The following is a 17,636-nucleotide window of genomic DNA, read 5'->3' on the forward strand; positions in this document are numbered from 1 at the left end:
GGCTAGAAGTACCCCTCGCGCTTGCGGTCTTCCATCGCGGCCTCGGACATCTTGTCGTCGGCGCGAGTGGCGCCGCGCTCGGTGAGCCGGGATGCGGCGATCTCCGTGATGACCTGCTCCAGGGTCACGGCGTCGGAGTCGACGGCGCCCGTGCAGGACATGTCACCGACGGTCCGGTACCGGACCTGGCGCTTCTCGACGGTCTCGCCGTCCTTGGGGCCGCCCCACTCACCGGCGGTCAGCCACATGCCGGCGCGGGCGAACACCTCACGCTCGTGCGCGAAGTAGATCTCCGGGAGTTCGATGTTCTCGCGGGCGATGTACTGCCACACGTCCAGCTCGGTCCAGTTGGACAGGGGGAAGACGCGGACGTGTTCGCCGGGTGCGTGGCGGCCGTTGTACAGGTTCCACAGTTCGGGGCGCTGGCGGCGGGGGTCCCACTGGGAGAACTCGTCGCGCAGGGAGAAGACGCGTTCCTTGGCGCGGGCCTTCTCCTCGTCGCGGCGGCCGCCGCCGAAGACGGCGTCGAACTTCTCCGCCTGGATCTTCTCGGTCAGCGGGAGGGTCTGCAGCGGGTTGCGGGTCCCGTCGGGGCGTTCCTTGAGCACACCGCTGTCGATGTAGTCCTGGACGGAGGCCACATGAAGGCGCAGACCGTGCTGCGCGACCGCGCGGTCGCGGTACTCCAGGACCTCGGGGAAGTTGTGTCCGGTGTCCACGTGCAGCAGCGTGAAGGGCACCGGGGCGGGGGCGAACGCCTTCAGGGCGAGGTGCAGCATGACGATGGAGTCCTTGCCGCCGGAGAACAGGATCACCGGCCGCTCGAACTCACCCGCCACCTCACGGAAGATGTGCACCGCTTCCGACTCGAGGGCGTCCAGGTGGGACAGGGCGTACGGGGCGTCCGTGCCCTCGTCCACCGTGGCAACGGTCGTCGTCATGCCAGTCCCCTCTCGGTGAGCAGCGCGTGGACCGCCGCTGCGGACTCCTGGACGGTCTGGTTCTGCGACTCGATCCGCAGATCGGGTGACTCGGGCTCCTCGTACGGGTCGTCGACGCCGGTCAGCCCGGACAGCTCGCCCGCCGCCTGCTTGGCGTACAGGCCCTTCACATCGCGTACGGAGCACACCTCGACCGGGGTCGCCACATGGATCTCCAGATATCCGGCGCCGCTCTCCTGGTGGCGCTTGCGGACGGCTTCACGGCTGTCGGCGTAGGGCGCGATGACCGGGACGAGCGTCTTGACGCCGTTGCGGGAGAGCAGTTCGGCGAGGAAGCCGATGCGCTGCACGTTGGTGTGCCGGTCCTCGCGGCTGAAGCCGAGGCCCGCCGAGATGAACTCGCGGATCTCGTCGCCGTCGAGCACCTCGACGAGGTGGCCCTCCTCGCGCAGCCGGCCTGCCAGCTCGTACGCGATGGTGGTCTTGCCGGCACTCGGCAGACCCGTGAGCCAGACGGTGGCTCCGGTCGTCACGTGCGACTCCTTGTCAGTGGTGGTCATCAGTGCAGCCCGCACTCGGTCTTGGCGCTTCCGGCCCAGCGGCCGGCGCGCGCGTCCTCGCCCTCGAGGACCCGACGGGTGCAGGGGGCGCAGCCGACGGAGGCGTAGCCGTCCATCAGGAGCGGGTTGGTGAGAACGCCGTGTTCGGTGACGTACGCGTCCACGTCGTCCTGGGTCCAGCGGGCGATCGGGGAGATCTTGACCTTCCGGCGCTTCTCGTCCCAGCCGACGACCGGGGTGTTCGCCCGGGTCGGGGACTCGTCGCGGCGCAGGCCGGTCGCCCAGGCCAGGTAGTTCTTCAGGCCCCGCTCCAGCGGCTCGACCTTGCGCATCCTGCAGCAGAGGTCCGGGTCGCGGTCGTGCAGCTTGGGGCCGAACTCGGCGTCCTGCTCGGCGACGGTCCGCGTCGGCGACAGCGTGATGACGTTGACGTCCATCACGGCCTCGACCGCGTCGCGGGTGCCGATGGTCTCCTCGAAGTGGTAGCCGGTGTCGAGGAAGACCACGTCCACGCCGGGCCTGGCCCGGGACGCCAGGTGGGCGACGACCGCGTCCTCCATGGAGGAGGTCACGCAGAAACGCTTGCCGAAGGTGTCGACCGCCCACTGGAGGATCTCCAGTGCGGAGGCGTCCTCCAGGTCGCGGCCCGCCTGCTCGGCGAGGGCCTTTAGATCCTCGGTCGTGCGCTCTTCCTGAACCGCGGTCATATCTGATCTCCCCCTGCTTCGCCGTGCCGAAGACCCCGGGCGAGCAGCCCGAGGAACTTCAACTGGAATGCGCGATTGCATGCCGCGCATTCCCACGCGCCGTGGGCGCCTTCCAGGGCTTCGCTCGGACGCAGGTCCTCGTCGCCGCAGTAGGGGCAGTAGAAGGGGGCGGCCCGCTCACTCATGACCCCTCCTTTCGCTGTCGTTCGCTGACGCTCACGACAGTGCCTCCTCGGACGCGCGGGAGGCCCAGGCGGCGAACCGCTCGCCGTCCTCGCGCTCGGCCTGGAACCGCTTCAGGACCCGCTCGACGTAGTCGGGCAGTTCCTCGGAGGTGACCTTCAGGCCGCGCACCTTGCGGCCGAACCCGGCCTCCAGGCCGAGCGCGCCGCCCAGGTGCACCTGGTAGCCCTCGACCTGCTCGCCCCGGTCGTTGAGCATCAGCTGGCCCTTGAGACCGATGTCCGCCACCTGGATACGGGCGCAGGCGTTCGGGCAGCCGTTGAGGTTGATGGTCAGCGGCTCGTCGAAGTCCGGGACGCGGCGCTCCAGTTCGTCGATCAGCTGGGAGCCGCGCGCCTTGGTCTCGACGATGGCGAGCTTGCAGTACTCGATGCCGGTGCAGGCCATGGTGCCGCGCCGGAACGGGGACGGCTTGGCGGTGAGGTCGAGCGCCTGCAGGGCCTCGACGAGCGGCTGGACCTGCGACTCCTCGACATCGAGGATGATCATCTTCTGCTCGACGGTGGTCCGGACCCGGCCCGAGCCGTGCGTCTCCGCGACCTCGGCGATCTTCGTCAGGGTGGCGCCGTCGACACGGCCGACACGCGGGGCGAAACCGACGTAGAACAGACCGTCGTTCTGGCGGTGCACGCCGACGTGGTCGCGCCACTGGCCCGCGGGCTCGGCGGGCGCGGGACCGTCGACCAGCTTGCGCTCGAGGTAGTCGTCCTCCAGGACCTGGCGGAACTTCTCCGGGCCCCAGTCGGCGACGAGGAACTTCAGACGGGCACGCGTCCGCAGCCGCCGGTAGCCCCAGTCCCGGAAGATGCCGACCACGCCGGCCCACACGTCGGGCACCTCGTCCAGCGGCACCCAGGCGCCGAGCCGGACGCCGAGCTTGGGGTTGGTGGACAGGCCGCCGCCGACCCACAGGTCGAAGCCGGGGCCGTGCTCGGGGTGCTCGACGCCGACGAAGGCGATGTCGTTGATCTCGTGGACCACGTCGAGCAGCGGCGAACCTGAGATCGCCGTCTTGAACTTGCGGGGCAGGTTGGAGAACTCCTTGCTGCCGATGTACCGCTCGTGGATCTCGTCGATCGCCCAGGTGCCATCGATGATCTCGTCCTCGGCGATCCCGGCGACCGGCGACCCGATGACGACACGCGGGCAGTCGCCGCAGGCCTCGGTGGTGGAGAGACCGACCGCCTCCAGGCGGTTCCAGATCTCCGGGACGTCCTCGATGCGGATCCAGTGCAGCTGGATGTTCTGCCGGTCGGTGATGTCCGCGCTGCCGCGCGCGAACTCCTCGGAGATCCCGCCGATCACACGCAGCTGCTGGGTGGTGAGGCGTCCGCCGTCGATCCGCACCCGCAGCATGAAGTACTTGTCGTCCAGCTCCTCCGGCTCCAGGATCGCGGTCTTGCCGCCGTCGATCCCGGGCTTGCGCTGGGTGTACAGCCCCCACCAGCGCATCCGGCCGCGCAGGTCGTTGGGGTCGATCGAGTCGAAGCCCCGCTTGGAGTAGATCGTCTCAATGCGTGTCCGCACGTTGAGACCGTCGTCGTCCTTCTTGAACTGCTCGTTGCCGTTCAGCGGGGTGTGGTGCCCCGCGGCCCACTGACCCTCACCGCGGTGACGGCTCACCTTGCGGCGGGGCGCTGCGGCGGCAGGGTTCTGCGGGGTGGCGGCCATCGTTGTACGTCCTTCGGGACAGGCGGGAAGCGGCTCTTACCTGCGGGTACGGGCGCATGGGTGTACGTGCGCGTCCTTGCGCACGACGGAGAACGGGAGAATGTGCCGGGTGACGCTGCGGCTCGTCAGCGCACCGGACAGATGGCGCTGGACATGCGGCCGAGATCGACGTGCCGCCGACTCACCAAGGCAATTCCAGTTCCAGACATGACGGAAGCGTGTCACGGCGTTCTGGACACAGTCCAGCTTTATCCACCATGTGGACACCCTTGTCTCGTCAGGCGAGACGATGGTGTCGTTGGTCACAAAGATCGCGAGCCCTCTTGTTCTCGCAGGTCAGGCTGGGTAGGCCCCGGGCCAGGGGCCCGGCGGGGGCGCCTCGGCCTCCTCCTCGACCTTGGTGTCGAACAGCTGGAAGCCACGGCGCAGGTAGTTGCCCATGGCGTGCTCGCCGTCCTTGCTGCACGTGTGCAGCCAGACCCGCTTGGTGTCCGGCATACCGGGCCATCGGTCCGCGAGGTCCCAGGCACGGGCGGTGCCGTACGAGAGGAGGTGGCCGCCGATCCGCCTGCCGCGGAACGCCGGGATCAGGCCGAAGTACTCGATCTCCACGACACCGTCGTCCTGCGGGCCGAGTTCGGCGTAACCGGCGGGGGTGCCGTGGTCGTACGCCACCCAGGTCTCCACGCCGGGACGCTCCAGATGGTGCTGCCACTGCGCGTACGTCCAGGAGAGCCGGTCGGTCCAGAGGATGTCACCGCCGACGGACGCGTAGAGGTACCGGCTGAACTCGGGGGAGGGCACCTCGGAACGGACGATCCGGATGTCGCCCGGCGGGACTTCGGCGGGCAGGAGATCGGTGGGGGCGGTCTGTTCCAGGGACCAGGTGGTCACGGCGATGTTCGGCATGCCGGTCAGGGAATCATCCGCGCGGCCGGTCTGTCGATCGCGCGGCTGCCCCCGCGACCAGCCGCTCACGGGGCGGGGCCGCAGGTCGACACGGCCCGCGGCCGTTCCTCAGCTGAGTGACTTCTCGACCGAACCCAGGGGCAGTGCGAACAGGGCCCGGCCCGACTGGGACCACACGTCGCCCGTCTGTTCCCAGTACGACAGGGACTCCGACTCCCCGCTCCAGCAGTTCCGTGTCTCGTCCGCGCCGCAGCGGGTGGCCTTCGCGGGGTTCGAGGTGTTCTGGCGCCACAGGGTCCCGTGGTCGCCCTCGGTCTCCGCGGGGCGGCTCAGGTACCACTGCGAGTCGTACGACAGGACGGGGCCGGAGCCGGACGCCTTGGAGGCGTAGGCCTCGGCCACGTGCGCGTACCCGCCGGCGTCGGTGGCCAGCAGTCCGGAGCGGCCGGGGTTGCTGCTGTAGTCGTAGCGCCACAGCCGGGCGGCCGCGTCGCCGTCCCCGGAGGTCCACTCGCTCGCGACCAGACTGTCCGGGACGGTGCTGCGGTCCAGGGAGAGATAGTCGGGGCGGGCCGCGCCCGCCCCGCCGGCCAGGCGGTAGGAGCCGACGGCGGGAAGCACCCACTGCTCGCCGTGCGCCGACCAGCCACCGCGCACCCTGCCGACCGCGCTGCTGTCGACGGTGGCGCGCTGGACGCGGTTCATGTCGTAGACGTACAGCGCGTCGCCGCCGTCGCCGCTCGCGGTCACCAGCAGCTTGTTCTCGTACCAGACCATGCCGGAGACCTGGGAGACGAGGCCGCGGTAGTCGCGACCGCCGTCGACCGGGACGGCGAGGAGGACCCAGGAGTAGGTGAGCCGGTTCAGATCGTTGGCGTCGACGAACGCGACCCGGGCCAGGCCCCCGCCGCGTTCCGCGGTGCCGGTGCGGCTCCACGCGGAGAGGATCACGCGGTTGGCGCCCCACAGGCCGTCGTCGTCGGCGTCCCCGGAGGTGGTGACCGCGCCTGCCCGCCAGGACCGGGTGTCGGCGGCGTCCCAGCAGTACGCGGCGGTGGCCGAGGGTGCCACGGGCAGTGCCCGGCGCTCGTCGGCCGTGCAGCCGATCGCGTCCTGCAGGCTCCGGTCGGCGGAGTCGAGGACGGCGGAGACTCCGACGGGACGGCCCATCGAGGAGGAGAGCCGATCCAGGGAGCGCTGCGGGACCTGGGTCTCCTTCAGTCGCAGCGGGGCGGTCTCGGCGGCCGAGGTGAGCGGCTTCAGGGTCCCGGGGTTGGCGGCCACCGTGGCCTGCGAGGCGCTGATCATGGTGGCGGCGCCGGTCAGCGCGAGGGCGGTCCCGGCCAGGAAGGCTCTCAGCGCCTGGCCCCGCCTGCGCCTGCGGTGTCTGCCACGATGCTTCATAACGTCCTCCCGAGGCGGGCCAACTGCGCCTGATGATCTGTACGTTGACCGAGGAGCAGGTGGGGTGACCCGTAGGGGATGCTACGGCAGTGGAGCGCCGATGGGGACGAAGACCCTGCAATTATGCGGAAGTCGCACACTCGGGATGCTCAGTTCGCCTCTTCGGAGGCACGGGCGCCGAGCACGGCGGGGGCCGTGGAGTGCGGCAGGAGATCGCCCGGGCGGCCCGGCAGCAGCACCTCGACCTCGGCGTCCTCGCAGAAACGATACGGCCGGTGTTCCAGGAACGCCCCGAGATATCGCCGCACTCGGGACATCTCCGCGCGGACGGTCACCGTCCGGGCCGGGTCGCCGAACATGTCCTCGGCCAGGCCCGCCGCACTGCGGCCCGAACGGTGCAGAGCCAGCAGGTAGAGCAACTCGGCGTGCCGAGGGCTCAGTTCGTGACTCCAGGTGCCCGCACCGCCCGAGACCGTCATCGTCCAGCGGCGCGGCTGGGCGAGGTCCAGGACGATCCGGGTGGCGCCGGGCGGCTCCGGCTGGTCGGCGGCACGCAGCAACCAGCCGCCTCCCAGCGGCTCCAGCGTGCACAGACCGAGCGCCGGCAGCCACCGGCGGCCGGGCGACGGCGACTTGGGCAGCGCGATCCGGGGCGCATACGGCATTCCGGTCACCGCGGCCGTCCAGCCGTCCCGGTCCACCACCAAGGCCCGGCCGACGAGCCGCGCGAGCACCGGCGCCGCCACGGCGCGCAGTTGCTCCAGCGAGGTCAGATGCAGTTCGCGCAGCCGTGACTCGGCGAGCTTGGCGACCGAGTCCACCCAGGCGAGCGTCGCCGGGTGCATCGTGTCCAGCGGCCCGCTCACGTCGACCACGCCGATCAGCCGGCCGTCCCGGGGATCCTTGATGGGGGCGCCGGTACAGGTCCAGGAGGTCTGCGAGCGCACGAAGTGCTCGGAGGCGAACACCTGGACGGGTCGGCGCACCACGGCCGGGGTGCCTATGCCGTTCGTGCCCACGACGTCCTCCCGCCAGTCGGCGCCGAGTTCGAATCCGGTGCCGTCGGCCTTGCGCAGCACGGGGGAGCTGCCGTCCCGCCACAGCACCCGGCTGTCCTCGTCGGCGACCACCATGATGTGGTGGGCGACGTCCGCGACCGACAGCAGCCCCTGGCGCAGCACCGGCAGGATGTGCCGGAGCTGGGTGCCCTCCCGGCGCCGCTGCACCTCCTCGGGAGGCAGCAGCCCTGACCGGAAATCGTGGTCGGGGTCGACGCCGCCGCGCAGCATGCGGCTCCAGGACTCCTCGATCACGGGGCGCGGGGCCAACGGCGCGCGTCGGCCTGACAGCGTGGCGGAGCGGACCTCGCTCAGTACCCGGGCCGCGCGTGCCGAGTCCATGGCGGCAAGCTGGGTCACGTGTGTCGGCGAGAGCGGCACAGATCCTCCCGGTCTCCGGTCCGTTGACTGTTCGTCTCATAGTGCAGGTCGTGTACCGGAAAGGAGTACGGTCCGACCACAGACGCCAGGAAGTTGCAACCCCCTGCAACCCTGTTGGTGCGCTCCGGTCTGGTTGAAACTTGGGCCGACGCCGTCTCGCAGCGGCGTGTTTCGGCCTCTGAGGGCCGCAACGGGGGTGGTGCCGTGTCGGCGCAGCACCACCCCCGTTCTGTCTCGTGGCGCCGCACGGCTCAGGCCCCCGGATCGGCCCGGTCCACCACGCTCGTCAGATCCAGGCTCGTCGGCAGTGTGCCGAAGGCCGCTCCCGCGTCGCCGCCCAGGCGGGACGCGCAGAACGCGTCGGCCACCTCCGGGGGCGCGTGGCGGACGAGCAGGGAACCCTGCAGGACCAGCGCGAGGCGTTCCGTCACACGGCGGGCACGGCCCTCGATGCCGTCCAGATCGGCCAGTTCGGTGAAGAGGTCCTTGGTCGCCGCGTCCAGGCGGTGGTCGGCGCCCCGGGACTCGCCGATTTCCAGAAGGTAGGCGTTCAGGGCCTGGGGTTCTCGTCGCAGGGCCCGTACGACGTCCAGTGCCTGGACGTTTCCCGCGCCCTCCCAGACCGAGTTCAGAGGTGATTCGCGGACCAGGCGGGGCAGGCCCGACTCCTCCACGTAGCCGTTGCCGCCCAGGCATTCGGCGGCTTCCGTGGTGAGGGGCGTACAGCGTTTGGTGATCCAGTACTTCGCCGCCGGGACCGCGATCCTCAGGAACGCGTGCTCCTGTTCGCCGCCCGTGTCGTAGGCGGCTGCCAGACGCAGGGCGAGGGTGGTCGCGGCTTCGGACTCCAGGGCCAGGTCGGCCAGGACGTTGCGCATCAGCGGCTTGTCGACGAGTTTGCCGCCGAAGGCCTCGCGGTGGGTGCAGTGGTGGATCGCCTGGGCCACGGCCTGGCGCATCAGTCCTGCCGAGCCCACGGCGCAGTCGAGGCGGGTCGCGGCGACCATCTCGATGATGGTGCGGACCCCGTCCCCCTCGTCGCCCACCCGGCGGGCCCAGGTCCCGTCGAACTCGACCTCTGCGGAGGCGTTGGAGCGGTTGCCGAGTTTGTCCTTGAGGCGCTGGAGGAGAAACGTGTTGCGGGTGCCGTCCGCCAGGACGCGGGGGACGAGGAAGCAGGTGAGTCCGCCCGGGGCCTGGGCGAGGACCAGGAAGCCGTCCGACATGGGGGCCGAGCAGAACCACTTGTGGCCGGTCAGCTCGTAGGTCTCGCCGTCGGGCAGCGGCCGCGCGGACGTCGTGTTCGCCCGGACGTCGCTGCCGCCCTGCTTCTCCGTCATGCCCATCCCGAACAGGGCCCCCGCCTTGAGATGGGCGGGCCGCAGTCCGCGGTCGTAGACCGTGGAGGTGAGGCGGGGTTCCCACTCGGCGGCGAGGTCCGGGTCGGTGCGCAGGGCGGGTACCGCCGCGTGGGTCATCGACAGCGGGCAGCAGTTGCCGGCGTCGACCTGCGTCCACAGCAGGAACGCGGCCGCCCTTCGCACATGCCCGCCGGGGCGGGTCCAGGCGGCGGTCAGGCCCGCGGAGACGCCCTTGCCGAGCACCCGGTGCCAGGCCGGATGGAACTCGACCTCGTCGATCCGGTGGCCGTGGCGGTCGTGGGTCCGCAGCCGGGGCGGGTTGTCGTTGGCCTGGGCGCCCCACTCCTGCACCTGTGCGGAGCCGCAGGCCCGGCCGAGCGCCGACAGCTCGCCGTCGACCTCGTCGAGCAGGTCCGGGTCGAGGTGCCGTTCGACGGCCGCCGTCAGGGCGCGGTCGGCGCTGTAGACGTCGTAGCCCGTCAGGGGCGGGGGCTGGTTGGTCACGGTGTGCGTGGTGCCTGCCATGCCTGCGAACGTACCCTGGGGCCCCCTGCCGCTCCCCTCACGGACACGGCGCCCGACCGGCCGGTGGGTGTGGTGTGGCGGTGACGGCTCGCGGGGCCCGGTGTGGGCGCGTCATGCCTTGCGGCACGGCACGGCGCCCGGTCGCCGTGTGGGGGCGTGCCGGGCGCTGTGGGGGAGGGGCTCTCAGGCGAGGTGGGCCATCACCTCCGCCGGCTCGTGCACCGGGTCCACCTCGGGGACGCCGTGCGGCCAGCCCGCCTGGTACACGGTGTCGAGGTAGCGCTCGCCGAGGTCCGGGGCGATCCCGACCGCGGTGATGCCGCGCCGGCCGTGGGCGGACAGCCACTGCTGGGCGCCGCTGACGACCGTGCCGGTGGAGCCGCCGAACAGGAAACCCCGGGCGGCCATCCGGCGGCACGCCTGCAGGGTGTCCGGTTCCTCGACGAGCACCACGTCGTCGATGTACGACCTGTCGAGCAACTGCGGTCGCACGCTGGTGCCGAGCCCCGGGATCATCCGGACGCCGGGCGGCCCGCCGAAGGTGACCGAGCCGACGCTGTCGACGGCCACGATCCGCACCGGGCGCCGCCACTGCCAGAACCAGCGGGCGCAGCCCATCAGGGTCCCGGTGGTGCCGGCCCCGACGAACAGGACGTCCAGGTCGGGGAAGCGGCGCGCGATGTCCGGCGCGGTGGTGCGGTAGTGCGCCCGCCAGTTCCCCTGGTTGCTGTACTGGTTGAGCCACACGTACCGCTCGTCCGAGGCGCACAGCGCGCGCACGTACGCGAGCCGGGCGCCCAGGTAACCATCGTGCAGGTTCGGCTTCCTGACGACGTGCACCCGGGTGCCGAGTGCCTCCATCAGCCGGATCGTCACCAGGTTGCACCGGGTGTCGGTCACGCACAGGAACCGGTAGCCCCGGCTCGCCGCGATCATGCTCAGGGCCACTCCCAGGTTCCCCGACGACGACTCGACCAGGATCGACCCGGGCCGCAGGGTCCCGTCGCGCTCGGCGGCGTTCACCATCTCGCGGGCCGCCTTCAGTTTGATGGACCCGGCGAAGTTGAAGCCCTCGCACTTCAGGAACAGCGGTAGCTCCAGCGCCGCCCGCAGGTCGACGTAGAGGTCGGACTCGTTGAACTCCGAAGGATCGGATATGACGGGCATGACGCCCCCCTCCTCATGCGCCACTGATCGTTCAGCCGTACCGGCGCAGCTCGTTGAAGAACCCGTCGACGACGTGCAGTTCGCCGCTCCGGGCCAGTTCGTCGTGGACGAACCTGCCGACGGCGAGGTCCAGGACCCCCAGTCCGAAGGGCGAGAACACCACCGTCCGGTCCGTCGGGACGGTCACCCGTCCGGTCAGCACGTCGTCGAGCGTGCCGTCGATGAAGTCCCTGCTCCCCGTGAGCTGTTCGGCCAGATGCGGGGAGGTCTCGGCCTTGAGGCAGTGCTCGACGTCGTCGACGAAGTTGGCGGACGCGAGCAGGATCTCCGGGTCGAGATCACGCAGGGAGACATGCAGGACCAGGGGGTGATGGCCGAACCACGACGGATCGTGGACGTGCGGTGCGCCGGCGACCGTGGCGAAGACCACCAGGTCACTGGAGCGGATGAGGGACTCGGCCGTGTCGTGCACGGTGACCTTGCCCGGGGCGCCGGACCGCTCCAGATAGCCGCGGAACCCGGCGGCGCTCCCGGCGGACAGGTCGTGCACGCCGGTCTCCTCGAACTCCCAGCCGGTGGCGGTGAGATGGGTGTGGATGTAGCGGGCGATGAGGCCGGTGCCGATGAACCCGACGCGGGCGGGGCGGACCCGGCCCGCACTGAGCCTGTCGGCGGCCAGAGCCGCGGACGACGCCGTGCGCGTGGCGCTGATGACCGAACTCTCCAGACAGGCGAACGGATAACCGGTGTCCGGGTCGTTGAGGATCAGCACCGCGGATGCCCGCGGCAGCCCGGACTCGATGTTCCCCGGGAAACTGGAGACCCACTTCAGACCGTCCACCCGCAGCGGTCCGCCCAGCGAGGCGGGCAGCGCGATGATCCGGGACGACGGGCGGTCCGGGAACTTCAGGAAGTACGACGGGGGGTTCACCGAGTCGCCCGCGCCGTGCAGCCGGTACACGGCCTCGACGAGGTCCGCGATCTCCGGTTCCCGTCCGTACAGGGCCTGTTGGACCTGCTTGCCGGTGACGAGCGCGAAGGAGGGAGCGCCGACGGTGCTCATACGCCGCTCACCTCGCCGTCGGTCCGCAGTACCGGGTCGCCGAGCGCGGCCAGCACCTCGCGCGGCCCCTCGAAGGGCTCGCGGCTGTGCGCCGTACGGATGTTGTCGACGAGCAGCAGGTCACCGTCCTGCCACGGCTCGCGCACGGTGTGGGCGTCGTACACCTCGTTGATGATCCGTACGACGTCCGCGTCGATCGGATCGCCGTCCCCGAAGCGGGTGTTGAAGGGCAGTCCGTCAGGTCCGTACACGTCCAGCAGGTACTCACGCACTTCCGGCTCCATGGTCCACTCGTTGAGGAACGCGATCTGGTTGAACCAGCAAGGCAGGTCGCCGGACGGATGCCTCAGCACCGCGCCGCGCCGCTGCCGGGTGTGCAGCGAGCCGTCGCTCTGCCAGGCGCACTCGATGGCGTGCCGGCGGCAGTAGCGCTCGACGGCCGCGCGGTCGTCCGTGCCGAAGGCCTCCTCGACCGACGCGCCGATGTCCTCGTGGTACGACCGGGTCAGCAGCCAGCCCTCCCGCTCGAAGCGGGAGACCAGGTCGCGGGGCAGGTCCCGCAGCACCGCCGACGCGTCGGCGAGCGCGGTCGCGCCCCCCGATGCGGGCGCCTCCAGACAGGCGAACAGCAGCAGACCCGGGAACTCCAGGCCGTAGCTGATCTCGTGGTGCATGCACATCTGCTGGGTCGGCGGCCACTTGGTCGACGAGTACACGCCGTCCGCGTAGCGGCGCCGGGGTGCGAAGGGCTCACGGTCAGCCATCAGGCTCTCCGTCAGCAGCCGGAAGACGCCCTCGGCCGTCGTGGGGTCGGCGAGACCGAGCCCGCGCACCAGGACACAGCCGTGTTCGAGGACCAGGGCCCGCAGCGGGTCGCGGTGCGCGGCGACCCAACTCGCCGGGTCGTCGCCGTACTTGGCGTTCAGGAGCGGCGGGCTGCCCGGAGCGAGGTCGAGGTGCGGAAGGAGACTCGTGGATGACATCTCGGTGTTCCTTTCAGCTGTTCCGGTCGAGCAGGCCCGCCAGGTCCGCGAGGACCGGGTGGCGGACGACGTCCTTGAGGGTGATCGCCCGGTCCAGGGCGATCGCGAGACGCACGGCGGACAGCGAGCTGCCGCCGCGGTCGAAGAAGTGGTCGAGGCGGCCGACGCGGTCCACCGGGACACCGAGCACCTCGGCCCAGGCGTCCGCCAGCCGTCGCTCGCCCGCCGTCACGGGCTCGTCCGCCGCGCCGGCGTCGAGGCCCTCGGCGAGCGCGGTGAGCGTGCGGCGGTCGGTCTTGCCGTTGGCGGTCAGCGGCAGGTGCTCCCGCCAGTGCACGACGGCCGGCACCATGTACGACGGCAGCGACACGGCCAGCCGTTCGCGCACCGCGTCCGCGCCCACCGGCTCGGTCCCGGCACAGAACGCGGCGAGCTGAGTGCCCCGCACCACCACGACGGCCCCGTCGCGCACCCCGTCCACCCGCAGCAGCGCGTTCTCGATCTCGCCGATCTCCACGCGGAACCCGCGGATCTTGACCTGGGTGTCCCTGCGGCCGAGGAACTCCAGCCTGCCGTCGGGCCGCCAGCGCCCCACGTCGCCGCTGCGGTACAGCCGCTCCCCGGGCCGGTGGGGGTCCGCCATGAACGCGGCCGCGGTGCGTTCGGGGTCGTTGACATACCCGCGCCCCACGCACACCCCGGAGAAGACGATCTCGCCCGGCGCGCCCAGCGGCACGGGGACCAGGTTCTCGTCGACGACGTACACACGCACATTGCGCACCGGCCGGCCGAGCGGGACCCGGTCGCCGTCCGGCACCCGGTCCATGACCTCGTGGTTGGTGTCGTCGGAGGTCTCGGTGAGCCCGTAGGCGTTGGCGAGGCGGATCCCGGGCGCGGTGGCGAACCATCGCTGCACCAGCTCCCGCTTCACCGCCTCGCCGGTCACCGACACACAGCGCAGGTCGGCCAGTTCACGCGGCCGCTGCCCCAACTCCGCGAGCACGGCCTCCAGATACGACGGCACGACCTGGAGCACGTTGACCCGTCCCCGGACCACCGTGTCCACGAACCGCGGGACGTCGAGGATCGTGTCCTGCCCGATCAGCAGGGTCCGCCCGCCCACGAGGGTGGCGGCCAGCAGCTGCCACAGGGAGATGTCGAAGCACTGCGGCGCGGTCTGCGCGACCACGTCCCGCTCGCCGATCCCCAGGTCCTCGACCTTGGCGAGGACGTGGTTGACGAAGCCGGCGTGCTCGCACATCGCGCCCTTGGGCTCGCCGGTGGAGCCCGACGTGAAGTAGATGTAGGCCAGTTGGTCCGCCGAGACCGGGATGGCGAGATCGCCGTCCGGGTGGCCCTCGGCGTACGCGTCGGCCACGAACAGGGTCCGGGCCGGCGTACCGGAGAGCGAGCCGGTGCTGCCGTGCTCGGTGACGACGAGTTCGCAGCCCGCCCGGGACAGCGTCCTCGCGACCCGCTCGGCCGGGAAGTGCGGCTCGACCGGCAGGTACACCCCGCCCGCCTTGAGCACGCCGAGCACCGCCGCCATCCAGTCCAGGGTGCGCTCCATGACGACGGCGACGACACCCTCGGCCTCAAGTCCGCGGGCCAGCAGCGCCCGACCGACCTGGTTCGCGCGGGAGTTGAGCTCCGCGTACGACCACTGCCGTTCGCCCTCCACGGCCGCCACGGCGTCCGGGTGCTTCTCGACCCGCTCCTCGAAGAGCTCGTGCACCCGCCGGTCCGGGAGTTCACGGACCGGGCCCGCCAACTCCTCCAGCTGGAAGCGGAGTTCCTCCTCGGACAGCAGGCTCGTGCGGTCCGGGTGGGCGAGCGCGGTGAGGTGGTAGCCGGCGATGCGGGCGGCGGCAGCGGCGTCGAGGACGCCGGTGCGGTGACGCAGCCGCAGGGTGCCGTCGGTGACGCTGACCCGCAGGTCGTCGCCGGGCGTGCCCTCGGCCTCGCCCGAGAGGGCGGCGAGGACCCTGGCGTGGGCCGTCAGCAGCGAGGTCGGGTCGGTCGGTGTGCCGTCGGGCAGTGGGACCGCGTACTCCGTGACGTCCGGTGTCGGACCGGATGCCGGGTGCGGAACTGGTTCCATGACTTTCTTCCCCCTGTGTCTTCTCCGTGCAGGTCGTGCAGGTGGTGCGGGTCGTGCGGGCGGTGCGGCGGTTCAGGCGCGGCGCGGTGCCACCGCCGGGTTGCCGCCCCAGTGCGCCCCCGGCGGCATCTCCTCGCCCTTCATCAGGAAGGAGTCGGCGGCGAGTACGGCGCCGTCGCCCATCGAGACGCCGTAGTGGACCAGCGCGCCCGCCCCGAGGGTGCAGCCGTCGCCGATGACGATGTGGTCGGACTTGAAGGTGCCGTCCTCCTGTGAGTGGGCCTGCACCTTGGAGTGGGCGCCGAGCGTGGTGTCGCTGCCGATCGAGACCAGCGTCCGCTCGGTGACGTAAGCGCCGTCGTCGAAGACCCGGTGGCCCAGGCGCATCCCGAGCGCCCGCCAGACGAGGTTCTTGAACGGGGTGCCGTTGAACACGGCGAGGTGGTGGTCGGGCACCTTCCACAGCCGCTCGTGCCACCAGAAGTACGGGTCGTAGATGGAGCACAGCCGTGGCTGGAGCGGCCGGAACCGGGTGATCACGCGCTCCACCAGCGCCCAGTAGGAGGTGGTCAGCAACAGGCCGGCGATCAGGTAGCCGCCGATGAGCAGGCCACCGCGGGCGCCCTGGCCGCCGTAGAGGTCGACGGCCGCGAAGCCCAGCACCGTCAGCAGGAACCAGTGCAGCCACCGCAGGAACAGGAACAGGGCCATCGTGCGGGCGTTGGAGCCGTTCTTGGCCGAGAGGCGGCGGCCCAGCTCGTCGCCCTCGCGGAGGTGGTCGAAGCGGGTGTCGCGTTCCACAGTGCGCGGGATCTCGAAGGGGGGCGAGCCCAGGAGGCCCACGCCTTCGCGGAGTTCACCGTCGAGGGGTACCAACACCTTGGTGGCGAGCAGGCAGTTGTCGCCGGTACGGCCGCCGACCGGGTAGGCGATGTGGTTGCCGAGGAAGTTGTGCGCCCCGATTGCGACCCGCGAGATGCGGAACGAGGTGCTGGAGTACTCGGCGTTGAGGACCGAGAGCCCGTCGGCGACCATCGTGCCGCTGCCGACGGTGGCCAGGTACGGCGTCTCGTGCGAGACCTCGGTGCCGAAGTTGGAGCCGGTCTGCTCGACGGTCGACAGGTTGTAGCCGATGGACCGCAGGTAGGGGACGATGTACGAGCTGTCGCCGCACAGCCACTTGAAGAACCTGATGTTGGTCAGGCGGGCGATCGCGCGCTGCACCGAGTAGTGGAAGCCGTACAGCGGATAGACGCGGTCCGCTCGCAGCGTCAGGTTCAGCAGCCGCGGCAGCACGGTCACGGTGACGAGGCCCACGAGGATCGCCCCGACGAAGAAGGCGACGGACAGGGCCAGCGCCTCGCCGTAGAAGGCCGTCGACTGCAGTTCCTTGGCGTTCGGTTCCAGGAGCGGGTCCAGCGCCGGTACCAGGTCCAGCACCAGGAAGGTGCCGCCGAGGCCGAGCGGGACGTACACCAGCAGTGTCTGCAGCAGGGCCACCAGCGCGTAGCCGGCCCGGCGCGGAGTGGTGCAGCGGGCCGCGGGGACGCGGATGTGGTCCACGTCGGTGCGGCGGGCCGGGGAGCCGTGCCAACGCTGGCCGGCGGGGATCGCGGCGCCGTCGTACAGCGCCGAGGAGTGGCCCAGCTGTCCTCCGTTGCCGATCGAGGTGCCGATGTCGAGGACGGTCTTCTCGCCCACGAAGACGTCCCGGCCGAGGGTGACAGGGCCGGTGCGGATCCGGCCCGCGTGCGCCCGGTAGCCGAGGAACAGGGCGTCCTTGCGGATCACCGTGCCGGCGCCGACGGTCAGCAGGTCGGTGCAGACCGGCACCGAGTGGGACAGGATCGTGACGCCCGGACCGATACGGGCACCGAGGGCCCGCAGGTAGAGGACGTACAGCGGGTTGCCGGTGAACAGGATCATCGGGTTGGCGTGCAGCAGCACCTTGACGGTCCAGAAGCGGACGTAGGCGAGGCCCCACACCGGGAACTCCGTCTCCTTCCACCGGCCGACGAGCACCCACTTCGCCACCACGGGCAGCGTGCACACCGCAAGGAAAAGAGCACCGCCGAAGACCAGCGAGCGCAGATAGACGGAGAGGACGCCGTCGCCGCCGGATATCCAGGAGTACCCCTCGGCCATGGCGGTCCCGGCACCGAGGCAGTACACGGCGAAGACCAGGAACTGCAGTACGCCGCACAGAACATAGCGCGCGGTGCTGCCCGGCGGCGGAGGCGGCTCGGCGGGTCGCGCGGGAGCCGGTGCGACGGCCGGGGCCTCGGTGAGCGCCGCCGCCAGAGCGCGGATCGTCGGGTGGCCGTAGACGTCCCTCATCGACACCGACGGCAGGTCGTCCCGCTTCCTGACCCGGGCGCAGAACTGCGCCATGACCAGGGAGTTGGCGCCCAGGTCGTCGAAGAAGTGGCTGTCGAGGGGGACATGCTCGCTCTTCACGACCCCGGCCAGCACCTCGGCGAAGACCTGTGCGGTCCTGTCCACCGGGGCGACTGTCGTGATCTCGCCGGGATTTACCACCACTTGAGCTCCTAGATCATTACT

The 17,636-nt window shown here is 70.9% G+C and carries 15 protein-coding genes; all 15 read right to left on the reverse strand.

Annotated features, from left to right (window positions below; translation table 11 throughout):
- Positions 1-2 precede the first annotated feature (2 nt).
- Positions 3-941 (reverse strand): sulfate adenylyltransferase subunit CysD, encoded by a 939-nt coding sequence (gene cysD, locus OHT57_RS38040; RefSeq protein WP_328751322.1) that lies wholly within the window; start codon positions 939-941, stop codon positions 3-5.
- The gene (cysC, locus tag OHT57_RS38045; RefSeq protein ID WP_328751323.1) at positions 938-1,501 is read right to left on the reverse strand and encodes an adenylyl-sulfate kinase; all 564 of its coding nucleotides are present in this window, start codon (positions 1,499-1,501) and stop codon (positions 938-940) included. Before cysC ends, cysD begins: the two co-directional genes overlap by 4 nt.
- Positions 1,501-2,208, reverse strand: coding sequence for a phosphoadenylyl-sulfate reductase (locus tag OHT57_RS38050; RefSeq protein WP_328751324.1), 708 nt, complete (start codon positions 2,206-2,208; stop codon positions 1,501-1,503). The genes cysC and OHT57_RS38050 overlap by 1 nt, the downstream gene beginning before the upstream one ends.
- Entirely contained in the window at positions 2,205-2,393 is a 189-nt protein-coding gene (locus OHT57_RS38055) for a hypothetical protein (RefSeq protein ID WP_328751325.1), read from the reverse strand. Before OHT57_RS38055 ends, OHT57_RS38050 begins: the two co-directional genes overlap by 4 nt.
- Positions 2,394-2,424: 31 nt before the next feature.
- Complete coding sequence (locus tag OHT57_RS38060; RefSeq protein ID WP_328751326.1) at positions 2,425-4,122, reverse strand: nitrite/sulfite reductase; 1,698 nt, start codon at positions 4,120-4,122, stop codon at positions 2,425-2,427.
- Positions 4,123-4,247: 125 nt separating this feature from the next.
- Positions 4,248-4,331 carry a putative leader peptide gene (locus OHT57_RS47525; protein WP_349817346.1) on the reverse strand — a complete coding sequence of 28 codons (84 nt, stop codon included), beginning with the start codon at positions 4,329-4,331 and terminating at the stop codon, positions 4,248-4,250.
- Between the two features lie 127 nt (positions 4,332-4,458).
- Positions 4,459-5,031: a GNAT family N-acetyltransferase gene (locus tag OHT57_RS38065; RefSeq protein ID WP_328751327.1), complete on the reverse strand. Its 573-nt coding sequence runs from the start codon at positions 5,029-5,031 to the stop codon at positions 4,459-4,461.
- A gap of 108 nt (positions 5,032-5,139) precedes the next feature.
- Positions 5,140-6,435, reverse strand: a complete 1,296-nt coding sequence (locus tag OHT57_RS38070; RefSeq protein ID WP_328751328.1) for a hypothetical protein — start codon at positions 6,433-6,435, stop codon at positions 5,140-5,142.
- 149 nt (positions 6,436-6,584) lie between these two features.
- The gene (locus OHT57_RS38075; protein ID WP_328751329.1) at positions 6,585-7,874 is read right to left on the reverse strand and encodes a GAF domain-containing protein; all 1,290 of its coding nucleotides are present in this window, start codon (positions 7,872-7,874) and stop codon (positions 6,585-6,587) included.
- Positions 7,875-8,125: 251 nt separating this feature from the next.
- Positions 8,126-9,760 (reverse strand): acyl-CoA dehydrogenase family protein, encoded by a 1,635-nt coding sequence (locus OHT57_RS38080; RefSeq protein ID WP_328751330.1) that lies wholly within the window; start codon positions 9,758-9,760, stop codon positions 8,126-8,128.
- A gap of 183 nt (positions 9,761-9,943) precedes the next feature.
- Positions 9,944-10,927 (reverse strand): 2,3-diaminopropionate biosynthesis protein SbnA, encoded by a 984-nt coding sequence (gene sbnA, locus OHT57_RS38085; protein ID WP_328751331.1) that lies wholly within the window; start codon positions 10,925-10,927, stop codon positions 9,944-9,946.
- Positions 10,928-10,958: 31 nt separating this feature from the next.
- Positions 10,959-11,990 (reverse strand): 2,3-diaminopropionate biosynthesis protein SbnB, encoded by a 1,032-nt coding sequence (sbnB, locus tag OHT57_RS38090; RefSeq protein WP_328751332.1) that lies wholly within the window; start codon positions 11,988-11,990, stop codon positions 10,959-10,961.
- On the reverse strand, positions 11,987-12,973 hold the full coding sequence (locus OHT57_RS38095) for a TauD/TfdA family dioxygenase (protein ID WP_328751333.1): 987 nt from the start codon (positions 12,971-12,973) through the stop codon (positions 11,987-11,989). The genes sbnB and OHT57_RS38095 overlap by 4 nt, the downstream gene beginning before the upstream one ends.
- Positions 12,974-12,986: 13 nt before the next feature.
- The gene (locus OHT57_RS38100; RefSeq protein WP_328751334.1) at positions 12,987-15,074 is read right to left on the reverse strand and encodes a non-ribosomal peptide synthetase; all 2,088 of its coding nucleotides are present in this window, start codon (positions 15,072-15,074) and stop codon (positions 12,987-12,989) included.
- 72 nt (positions 15,075-15,146) lie between these two features.
- On the reverse strand, positions 15,147-17,615 hold the full coding sequence (locus OHT57_RS38105) for a Pls/PosA family non-ribosomal peptide synthetase (protein ID WP_443053531.1): 2,469 nt from the start codon (positions 17,613-17,615) through the stop codon (positions 15,147-15,149).
- Positions 17,616-17,636 lie beyond the last annotated feature (21 nt).

This window comes from Streptomyces sp. NBC_00285 (assembly GCF_036174265.1).
Classification (GTDB): Bacteria; Actinomycetota; Actinomycetes; order Streptomycetales; family Streptomycetaceae; genus Streptomyces.

Bases quoted from the DNA above. Each gene is read 5' to 3' on its own strand.
- cysD (WP_328751322.1), bottom strand. From the start codon at position 941: ATGACGACGACCGTTGCCACGGTGGACGAGGGCACGGACGCCCCGTAC.
- cysC (WP_328751323.1), bottom strand. From the start codon at position 1,501: ATGACCACCACTGACAAGGAGTCGCACGTGACGACCGGAGCCACCGTC.
- OHT57_RS38050 (WP_328751324.1), bottom strand. From the start codon at position 2,208: ATGACCGCGGTTCAGGAAGAGCGCACGACCGAGGATCTAAAGGCCCTC.
- OHT57_RS38055 (WP_328751325.1), bottom strand. From the start codon at position 2,393: ATGAGTGAGCGGGCCGCCCCCTTCTACTGCCCCTACTGCGGCGACGAG.
- OHT57_RS38060 (WP_328751326.1), bottom strand. From the start codon at position 4,122: ATGGCCGCCACCCCGCAGAACCCTGCCGCCGCAGCGCCCCGCCGCAAG.
- OHT57_RS47525 (WP_349817346.1), bottom strand. From the start codon at position 4,331: ATGTCTGGAACTGGAATTGCCTTGGTGAGTCGGCGGCACGTCGATCTC.
- OHT57_RS38065 (WP_328751327.1), bottom strand. From the start codon at position 5,031: ATGCCGAACATCGCCGTGACCACCTGGTCCCTGGAACAGACCGCCCCC.
- OHT57_RS38070 (WP_328751328.1), bottom strand. From the start codon at position 6,435: ATGAAGCATCGTGGCAGACACCGCAGGCGCAGGCGGGGCCAGGCGCTG.
- OHT57_RS38080 (WP_328751330.1), bottom strand. From the start codon at position 9,760: ATGGCAGGCACCACGCACACCGTGACCAACCAGCCCCCGCCCCTGACG.
- sbnA (WP_328751331.1), bottom strand. From the start codon at position 10,927: ATGCCCGTCATATCCGATCCTTCGGAGTTCAACGAGTCCGACCTCTAC.
- sbnB (WP_328751332.1), bottom strand. From the start codon at position 11,990: ATGAGCACCGTCGGCGCTCCCTCCTTCGCGCTCGTCACCGGCAAGCAG.
- OHT57_RS38095 (WP_328751333.1), bottom strand. From the start codon at position 12,973: ATGTCATCCACGAGTCTCCTTCCGCACCTCGACCTCGCTCCGGGCAGC.
- OHT57_RS38100 (WP_328751334.1), bottom strand. From the start codon at position 15,074: ATGGAACCAGTTCCGCACCCGGCATCCGGTCCGACACCGGACGTCACG.